Annotated in this window: 2 protein-coding genes; both read left to right on the plus strand. The window is 53.3% G+C overall.

Annotated elements, in window-relative coordinates; genetic code table 11:
• The first annotated feature begins 36 nt into the window (after positions 1–36).
• Positions 37–9,195 (plus strand): beta strand repeat-containing protein, encoded by a 9,159-nt coding sequence (locus tag AC1W8Y_RS14640; protein ID WP_482015234.1) that lies wholly within the window; start codon positions 37–39, stop codon positions 9,193–9,195.
• 218 nt (positions 9,196–9,413) lie between these two features.
• Positions 9,414–10,045, plus strand: a 632-nt coding sequence (locus AC1W8Y_RS14645) for a two-partner secretion domain-containing protein (RefSeq protein WP_482015235.1), incomplete at its 3' end; no start/stop codon positions are given.

Genomic DNA, 10,045 nt, shown 5'->3' on the forward strand with positions numbered 1-10,045 from the left:
ACGCTGGGTGGCCAAGTAAGTAGCACCTCAGGTAACGTGACGCTTCAATCGATTGGCGGGGCGATTAACCAAACGGCCGGAAGCATTTCTGGTAAGAACGTCACGATCGATAACACGGGCGCTGGCCTGACTAGCTTGATTGCGGATTCGTACGACAGTAACGTGTACTCAGTGGGTACATCTCTGGGCGGCTCAATTAATTCGACAACGGGGGTGATCTCAGCAGGTTCAGCGTATAACTATTACGGCAATAGTCTCAATGGTGTTGTGCTCGGGGGTAGTGGTATCACTGCCAGCGGCAACGCCAATATTAGGGGTAACGTGAGACCTTCTTCCCCCACCTATGCGGGCGTTGCCTTATACGAGAGCTTAACCACCACCGGGTCGACCTCGGTGGTCAATATTAATGCCAGCACGGTTGTGTCGCTGCAGGGCTCGATCACTGATACGGCGGGTACGCTGGGTACGGTCACGGTGACCGGTACGACGGGTGTTTTGCTCAAGAACAATATCACCTCAGCGGGTTCTGGCGGTATCACTGTCACGGCTGGCTCTGGCAGTAGTTCGACGGCTGCGCTGACCGCGAACTCTGGTGCGACCCTCACGCAATCTAGCGGGTCGGGCAATATTTCTTTGTTTACGACGGGTGCGGGTAACCTGACGACTGCAAAAATAGTCGATAGTGGCAGCGGAAACGTGATTCTGGCAGCGGGCAGCGCCCAGTCGGTCGGTTCGACCACCGGCAACGTACTGACGACCAATGCAGCAAACACAGTCAGTCTTGCGGGTAGCGACAAGCTTTATGTTTACTCAGGCTCAGTGTCGAATACCGGCAGCCTTAGCGTACTGAATTCGGGGTTAACCAATCTGTATCTGTCGAATTCTGGCTATACACAGAATGCGCAATTGAGCACGGCCTATGGCTCGAGCACAACGATTAGCAGTACCGCGACGACGCAGGCCATGTTCAGAGACAGTGCCACCACCCCAGGCTTTAGTCTGACTTTGAACAACGTCTCTAAGGTATACGGCACCGCAGACCCGACGCTTTCGACGAGTTTGTTGAATTCGGCATACACCGGCAGCTCAAGCCTGACGAGCACGGTTGGTAATAATACCTTCGCCATGTTGGCCAGCACAGCGATTACAGGGCTCACGGGTGTGAGTACCGCGACACGGGCGAGCTATGGGACCGCAGCGGGTGAAAACGTTGGCAGTTATGCCTATAGCGGCATTAGTGGCAGCAGTGAAAGCGTTACCCTGACTGCCCAACCTAGCCTGACGATCACGCAAGCCGCCTTGACGGTGACTGCAAGCACGGTCAGCTCGACCTATAACGGTGTCTCAACGTATCAAGGGCTGGCCACCAGTGCTGGGGTAAGTTCTTCGGGACTCATCAATACAACCGTTGATGGTGTCGCCATTGCTGACAGTGTGACAGGTGCGACTTCGACGTTTTTTTCAGGGGCCACAATAGGTTCTGGCACGTCAATCACAGGGTCGATTGTCGCTCAAGCGGGTAGTTTTAACCGGACGATCAGCGCAGCAACCGGCACCGGGATCTCTAATTATTCGATTACCTATGTCGGCAATACGGGCACCATCGCCAAGGCCACCTTGACCTTGAGCGGCAGTCAAACCTACAACGCGGGGACTTCCTTTGCTGGGTCTAACCTAACGGCCACAGGAGTGAATGGTGAGACCTTTACGGTCACTGGCAGTGGCGCTAGTACAAACCTCGTGAGCGCCAGTATCCAAACGGGTAGTACGCTTAATAGCGTCACCGGTTTGGTCCTGGGGACGAGCTCGAATGGGGGCGTCTCGAGCAACTACAACTCGATCACGACGACGGGTTCAAGCGTTAACGTCACCGCGGCGGCGCTGACGATCACAGGAAAGACGCAAAACCTCACTTACACCTCAGCCAGTCAAACCAACGGTTACACGGTAAGTGGTTTGCAGGGGTCTGACACGGTGACGTCAGTAACGGGCTCAGCGGTTGGTACGACGGTTGCCACTTATCACGACAATTTAAGTGGGGCAACCGGCACGGGATTGTCCAACTACACGATCTCTTATGTCAACGGTAGTGAAACCATTGGCAAGGCTAATTTGACGGTCACCGGCGCGACATCCAGTTCCACCTATACGGCAGCCGCACAAACCAATACCTACAGTGTCTCCGGATTATTAGGTAGCGATTCGGTCACCGGTGTGACGGGGGCGGCGAGCAGAACGACCGTTGGATCGACCACCGATAGTTTAGGGACGGCCACCGGTACTGGCTTATCCAATTATTCAATTACGTACGCGAATGGGTCAATGACGATCACCGCGGCACCCTTGACCATTACCGGTGCTACAACCAGTGTGACGTATACCGGTAATGCGCAATCCAATAGCGGATTCTCAGTCTCAGGGTTGAAAGGCTCGGATACCGTGACGTCGGTCTCCGGCTATGGATCCGGAACAAATGTCGGGACATTCACAGACGCTCTGAATAGTGCGGCAGGCAGCGGAATAGGCAATTACAGTATCACGTATGTCAATGGCTCCGTTACCATCGGTAAAGCTAATTTAACGGTCACGGCAAACAATTCGGCAAACTTTGTCACGTTATCAGATCCCACTAATTACGCCGGTGTATCGACCACAGGTTTACTCGGTTCTGACTCGGTCACGGGGGCCAGCTACAGCCGTGTATCAGGCACGGCAGCTGGCTCATATGCGTTGACACCAAGTGCCGCTACTGGCACCGGGTTGAGCAATTACAACATCACCTATGCAAGTGGCACCTACACGATTGTGCCTGCCGGTCAGCTATTGGTGACCACATCAGGTGCGACCACGACCTATGGCACTGCTGGCACTATCGCGGCCCCCACGGCTTCTTATCTGACCACTGGCGGCAACGTGATCAGTGGCTTGACGCCATCGAGCACGTCGACCACCAATGGCGTGACAACCTATACGTTCTCAGATGGGGCAGGGGGCACGGCGTCATTTAGCTTGGGTGCAAGCATTACCGCTTATAGCCAGTCGAATAATGCCTCAATCGGCAGTTATGGTATCGCTGCGAACAATTTCACCAAAACGGGATCAAATCTTACCGCCACCTCGGCGACCGTGGTGGGTAATTACGTGGTCAATCCCTTGGCGGTGACAGTGACTGCGGCAACCAGCACAAGTGTGTATACAGGTACTTCGCAAACTCAGACGTATACGGCACCCGGCTTACTTGGCTCGGATGCGGTCACCATTGCCGGTGTTCAGACACGAACGAATATTGGTACGTCGACGTCCGTGTTGTCTACTTCAGGCAATGATGCGGGCAATTACTCGTTTACGTTGGTCAACGGCAATTTGACGGTCACGCCCAAAGCCTTAACGATTACAGGGGCAACGACGAGCGCGCAGTATACGAGCAGCACACAGACCAACACTTATAGCCAAACTGGGCTCGTGGGTACTGATGCGATCACCAGCATCTCAGGTGCTGCGTCGAGAACCAATGTCGGGACGACCAACGACAGTCTCAGCAACGCTACGGGTAGCGGGCTATCTAACTATACGATTACTTACGTTAATGGCTCATTGACACTGACCGCAGCGTCGTTAACGATCACGGGCAACACGACGAGTTCGGTCTACACCGCAAATGGTCAGACCAATACTTATACGGTGAGTGGTCTGTTGGGATCGGATGCCGTTTCATCTGTAACGGGCCTAGCCGTGCGCACCACGGTGGGGACGACGTCAGATAATTTAACCGCCGCCAGCGGCACTGGTCTGTCGAATTACAGTGTTTCGTTTGTGAATGGATCTGAGACCATTACGGTAGCGCCATTGACCATTACCGGTGGATCAACCAGTAAGACCTATACCAGCAACGCGCAAACCAATACCTATTCTGTATCAGGCCTACTCGGTAGCGATGCCGTGACCAGCGTGACGGGCTCGGCGACTCGAACCACTGTCGGGACAACCGCTGACAGTCTGACAGCGGCCAGCGGCACTGGCTTATCCAATTACAGCATTGCCTTTGTTAACGGCAATGTAACAATCACGGCAGCACCATTAACGATCACAGGCGCTTCAACGAGCGCAACTTACACCAGTAACGTACAGACCAACACCTATAGCGTCTCGGGTCTGTTGGGTTCAGACTCTGTCAGCAGTGTGACCGGCTTGGCAAGCAGGACGAACGTCGGCACCACCGCTGATAACTTAACGGCATCCAGTGGCTCCGGCTTATCCAATTACGCCATTACTTACGTCAATGGTTCTGAAACGATTACTGCGGCGGCGTTAACGATTAAGGGGGCAGCGACGTCTTCTGTATATACGAGTGGCTTGCAAACCAATACTTACTCGGTGACCGGTCTGTTAGGCACGGATTCGGTGACGAGCGTGACAGGGCTGGCGAGCAGAACCAATGTCGGGACATCCGCTGACCAACTAACCTCGGCAAGTGGCAGTGGGATATCCAACTACAGTATTTCATTTGTGAATGGGTCAGAAACGATTACGGCAGCGCCCTTAACCATCAAAGGGGCTACCACGTCATCGGTCTACACCAGTAACGCGCAGACTAATACCTACACGGTCTCGGGTCTGTTGGGCACTGATTCGGTCACGAGCGTCTCTGGCGCAGCAACCCGCACAACGGTTGGGTCGACGTCGGACAGCCTGAGCGCCGCCGCGGGTAGTGGCTTATCCAATTACAGCATTTCATACGTGAACGGTTCTGAAACGATTACCACTGCTGCGCTGACAATCACGGGCGCGACTTCAACGTCGCAATACACAAGCAACGCTAAAACCAATACTTATAGCGTTTCTGGGTTGCTGGGATCGGACTCGGTTTCAGGGGTAACGGGTTTAGCAACCAGAACAAACGTGGGCGTGAGTGCAGATAGTTTAACGGCCGCCGCGGGCAGTGGCTTATCTAACTACAGCATCAGTTTTGTGAATGGCTCTGAAACCATTACGGCGGCCCCGTTGACGATTACCGGTCAGACGTCGACGGTGACCTATTCAGGGGTCGCGCAGACGAATGGCTTTACATCGAGTGGTCTATTGGGGTCGGATAAGATCACAGCGGTGATTGGCGCGGGGTCAGGTACGACGATAGGTACATACAACGATAACCTCAGTGGGGCGACCGGAACAGGGTTGTCCAACTATACGATTTCTTATGTCAATGGCAGTGAGACGATTTCAAAAGCAAACCTGACAGTCACAGGGGCGACGACCAGCGTCAGTTATAACGGTAGCGCACAAACCAACACCTACACAGCGACGGGGCTGTTGGGGTCGGATTCGATCACCAGCGTGACCGGTTTGGCAAGCAGAACCAACATCGGGACGACTGCAGACAATCTCACCGCCCTGTCGGGAAGTGGCCTATCTAATTACACGGTGTCCTACGTGAATGGTTCGCTAGGCGTCACAGCGGCCTCACTCACGATTACGGGCGCGACGACTAGCGTCAGCTATAACGGTAGTGTGCAGACCAATAGTGGGTTTTCCGTCTCTGGGCTCAAGGGCTCAGATAGTGTGACTTCTGTATCGGGCTTTGGTTCTGGCACGACCGTCGGGACCTATGCCGACTCACTGAGCGGTGCGACGGGCACTGGCTTGAGTAATTACACGATTTCTTACACCAACGGCTCAATCACGGTGGCTAAGGCCAATCTGACGGTCACTGCAAACAATTCAGCCAACTTTGTGACGCTTGCAGATCCCACTAATTATTCTGGGGTGTCAGCCACTGGGCTACAAGGGACCGATTCAGTCACAGGGGCGACGTATAGTCGGGTCGCTGGCACCGCCGCTGGCTCGTATGCGCTGACAGCGAGTGCAGCGACCGGTACGGGCCTGAGCAATTACAGCATTACCTATGTGCAAGGCACCTATACGATTGTTCCCGCCGGTCAGTTATTGGTGACTACGACCGGTGCGACGACGACTTATGCCACAGCAGGCACGATTGCGACGCCGACTGCGTCTTACATGACGACGACTGGCACAACCATTGGTGGCGTTTACTATCCCGCTGGTAGTGTCATTAGTGGGTTAACGCTCTCCAATACGTCCATCAGCGGCGGTGTCACGACCTACACGTTCTCTGACGGCGCGGGTGGCACCGCGTCTTTCAACCTTAACGCAGTGATTACAGCGACGAGTGCATCCTCTAACGCGGCCGTCGGCAGTTACGGCATTGGGGCCGGCAACTTTACTAAAACGGGATCAAATCTGACGTCGAGTCTAGCAACCGTGGTGGGTAACTACACGGTGAATCCTCTTGCCGTGACATTGACGGCTACGACTAGTTCGGGGGTGTACACGGGCGCAGTACAAACGCAGACATCGACGTCGCCGGGCTTATTGACGAACGACGCGGTCACCATCTCGGGCTTGGCAACGAGAACCAATGTAGGTACGTCAAGTTCTGCCTTGTCAACCTCGGGCAACGATGCGGGTAACTACAGCTTTACGTTGGTCAATGGCAATTTAACTGTTACCCCGAAGGCCTTGACCATTACGGGGGCGTCAACCAGTGCTCAGTATACGAGCAATGCACAGACCAATACCTATAGTCAATCTGGCCTGGTCGCTGGGGTAGACACAATAGCCAGCGTTTCTGGGTTAGCGACAAGAACGTCTGTTGGTACTACCAACGATAGCTTGAGTAGCGCCTCGGGCACTGGGCTATCGAATTACACCATTACTTACGTCAATGGGACGATGACCATCACGGCAGCCCCGTTGACAATTGCCGGCAACACAACGAGCGGCGTCTACACCAGTAATGCTCAAACCAACACGTATACGGTGACCGGTTTGTTGGGCAGTGATTCGGTCAGTAGTGTCACTGGTTCAGCGTCGCGGACGACAGTTGGCACGACTGCAGATAATATAACGGCTGCCTCTGGCACTGGGCTGTACAACTACACCATTGCCTTTACCAATGGGTCTCAGACTGTCACCACGGCCGCACTGACCATTACTGGGGCGACAACGTCATCGGTATACACAGGCAACACGCAAACAAATAGTTACTCGGTATCCGGTTTGCTGGGTAGTGACTATGTGAGTAGTGTGACCGGTGCTGCATCTCGCAAAAATGTCGGGACGACAGCAGACGCGCTGACAGCATCCTCTGGCAGTGGTTTATCGAACTATTCAATTACCTATGTGAATGGATCCGAAACGATTACGGCAGCACCGTTGACGATTAAAGGCGCGACAACGTCTTCTGTTTACACCAATAATGCGCAAACCAATTCATACAGCGTGTCTGGCCTGCTGACTGGTGATAGTGTGACCAGTGTCAGCGGTCTTGCAACAAGAACCGCCGTTGGGACGACAGCGGATAGTTTGAGTGCCGCCGCCGGTACAGGCATCACCAACTACAACATTACCTATGTCAATGGATCTGAGACGATCACTGCGGCGCCGCTGACTATCACGGGTAGAACGACGTCGTCGGTTTATACCAGTAACGCGCAAACCAATACGTACACGTATAGTGGGCTCCAGACGGGTGACACGATTACGGGTGTTTCGGGTTTGGCTCAAAGAACTGTCGTCGGGACGACTGCAGATAGCTTGTCTTTTGCAACGGGCACAGGGTTGAGCAATTACAGCATTACCTATGTCAATGGTTCTGAAACGATTACAACCGCAGCTTTGACCATTACGGGCGCTACGTCAACCGCGCAATACACCAGTAACGCGCACACCAACACCTATAGTGTCTCTGGACTATTGGGTACAGACGCTGTTTCTAATGTTGCTGGGGTCGCAAGCCGTACGCAAGTTGGGTCGACGTCAGACAGTCTAAGTGCGGCGACAGGTAGCGGCTTATATAACTACAACATTACCTATGTGAACGGCTCTGAGACCGTGACCACCGCGCCGCTCACCATCACCGGTGCAACCAAAACGGTCGTTTATAACGGGACGACACAAACCAACACGTTTACGACGTCAGGATTATTGGGTACTGACACTGTCACTGCTTTGACAGGCTCTGCCGCTAGTACCAACGTTGGTACGTTCACCGATGCGATTACTGGATCGACTGGGAGCGGCCTGTCAAATTACTCAATCTCGTATGTCAACGGGTCAGAGACGATTACGAAGGCACCCCTGACGCTGACTGCGAGTGGTGTGACTAAGGTCTACAACGGCTCGACAAGTCTATCGAACGTGGCCTTAACACCGACAGGCGTGTTCGGGTCGGATAATGTTTCTGCCATAGCGACGACTGGTACTTTTGCAAGTGCGAACGTGGGCAGCAATATTCAATTCACCTTATCCGGCTTAGCGTTGTCAGGGTCAGCGTCTGGCAACTACACCCTGAGCACTTCGTCGCTGACCGGCAAAGGTTCTATTACCCCAGCCTCGCTGGTTGTCAGTGGGATCACGGCAAGCGATAAGGTTTACGATGGCAACACCAGCGCAACAGTGAGTACCAGCGGCTTATCGCTGTCGGGTCTGGTCTCAGGTGATAACGTTACGGTGACGTCGACGGGTTTGTTTGCCAGCAAGAATGCAGGTGTGCAATTGGTTTCGCTGACAAACGTGTTTGGTGGATCTAGCCTTTCGAATTACAGCATTACGGATCAATCGACAACGAGTGCCACCATTTCACCGGCTCAGTTGTATATCACTGGTTTGACTGCCTATAACAAAGTCTACGATGGATCGACAGCAGCGAGCTTGAATCTCTCTGGGCTTCAGTATATCGGTTTGATTGGTGGGGACCGGGTGTATCTCACCGCGTCAGGATTCTTCATAAATTCGCTGGTGGGGGTGAATAAACTGGTGTTGCTGCGCCTATTAGGGTTAGGTGCAGACGCAGGTAACTACAACATCACCTTTCAACAAAGTACAACGGCAAGTATCTTGCCAGTCGCCACGCCGTTAAACAATACTTCCAATGCTTCATTGGCGAGTGTGAGCGAGTTCAATTCAAATGCACAGAACTGGATCTCTTTACCAACGGCCAGTGCAGCTACCAGCACGAGTTCCAGTTCATCCAAAGGACTGGCGGTGGCTGTACCATCTGAGTTGTTTAAACTGGCTAGTGCTGACCAATGTTCAAGTGAAGGGGGCGGCAATTCATGCGAATGTAGTGGTACGTCAGCCGCAGGGGTGGCAGTTTGTCTTATCCCTGGGGAATAGACCCATTGTTAACTGATTCGGCAATGCAAAGCGATGAGATCCACAGGCTTTGTAGAAATCTTTAGAAACGAGGTTAACGTTGCCAAAAAGACAACATTTAACAATTATTAACTATTATTTTGCTTATTTTGAGCGCCTTTTTAATGATTCTTAAGGTTTAACGTGCTTTACTGCTCCTAAAATAATTTGAGGATTTAAATAATTTTAGGGGTTTGATAGTGAATAAGAAATTCCACAAGGTTGTATTTTCTAAGTCGCGCGGCGAGTATGTCGTTGTCAGCGAGAATGCTTCTTGCGTATCAAGCTCTGGTCGGTCTTCAGTGGCTGGCAGTATTGCGACAGTGTCGCGACAACTCTCGATAGGGTTAACCGCCTCTCTGGCCCTCGTGGTGAGTGCGTGGGCAGCAGGCCCTGCGGTCAACGCCTTGCCTACCGGTGCCGCAGTGGCGCAGGGTAAAGTGTCTGTGACTCAGTCTGGCAACACGATGACCTTGAACCAGACGACGGATAAGGCGGTCGTTAACTTTCAAAGTTTTAACATCGGCGCTGGCGCCAAGGTCAATATCGTTCAGCCCAGCAGCACCAGCGTGCAACTGGATCGAGTGACGGGCAATAGCCCCAGCCAGATCATGGGCCAGCTGAGCTCGAACGGTCAGGTGGTGCTGGTTAATCCGAATGGCATTGTCGTCGGCAAAGACGGTAGCGTGAGCGCAAGCGCGTTTACGGCGTCGACCCTGGGGATCAGCGATGCTGATTTCATGGCGGGCAATTACAACTTCAAGGGCAATGGTTCGAACGGCGCGGTCGTCAACCAGGGCACCATCAAGGTCAACGGCGGCAATTATGTGGC

Source organism: Jezberella sp., from assembly GCF_964834465.1.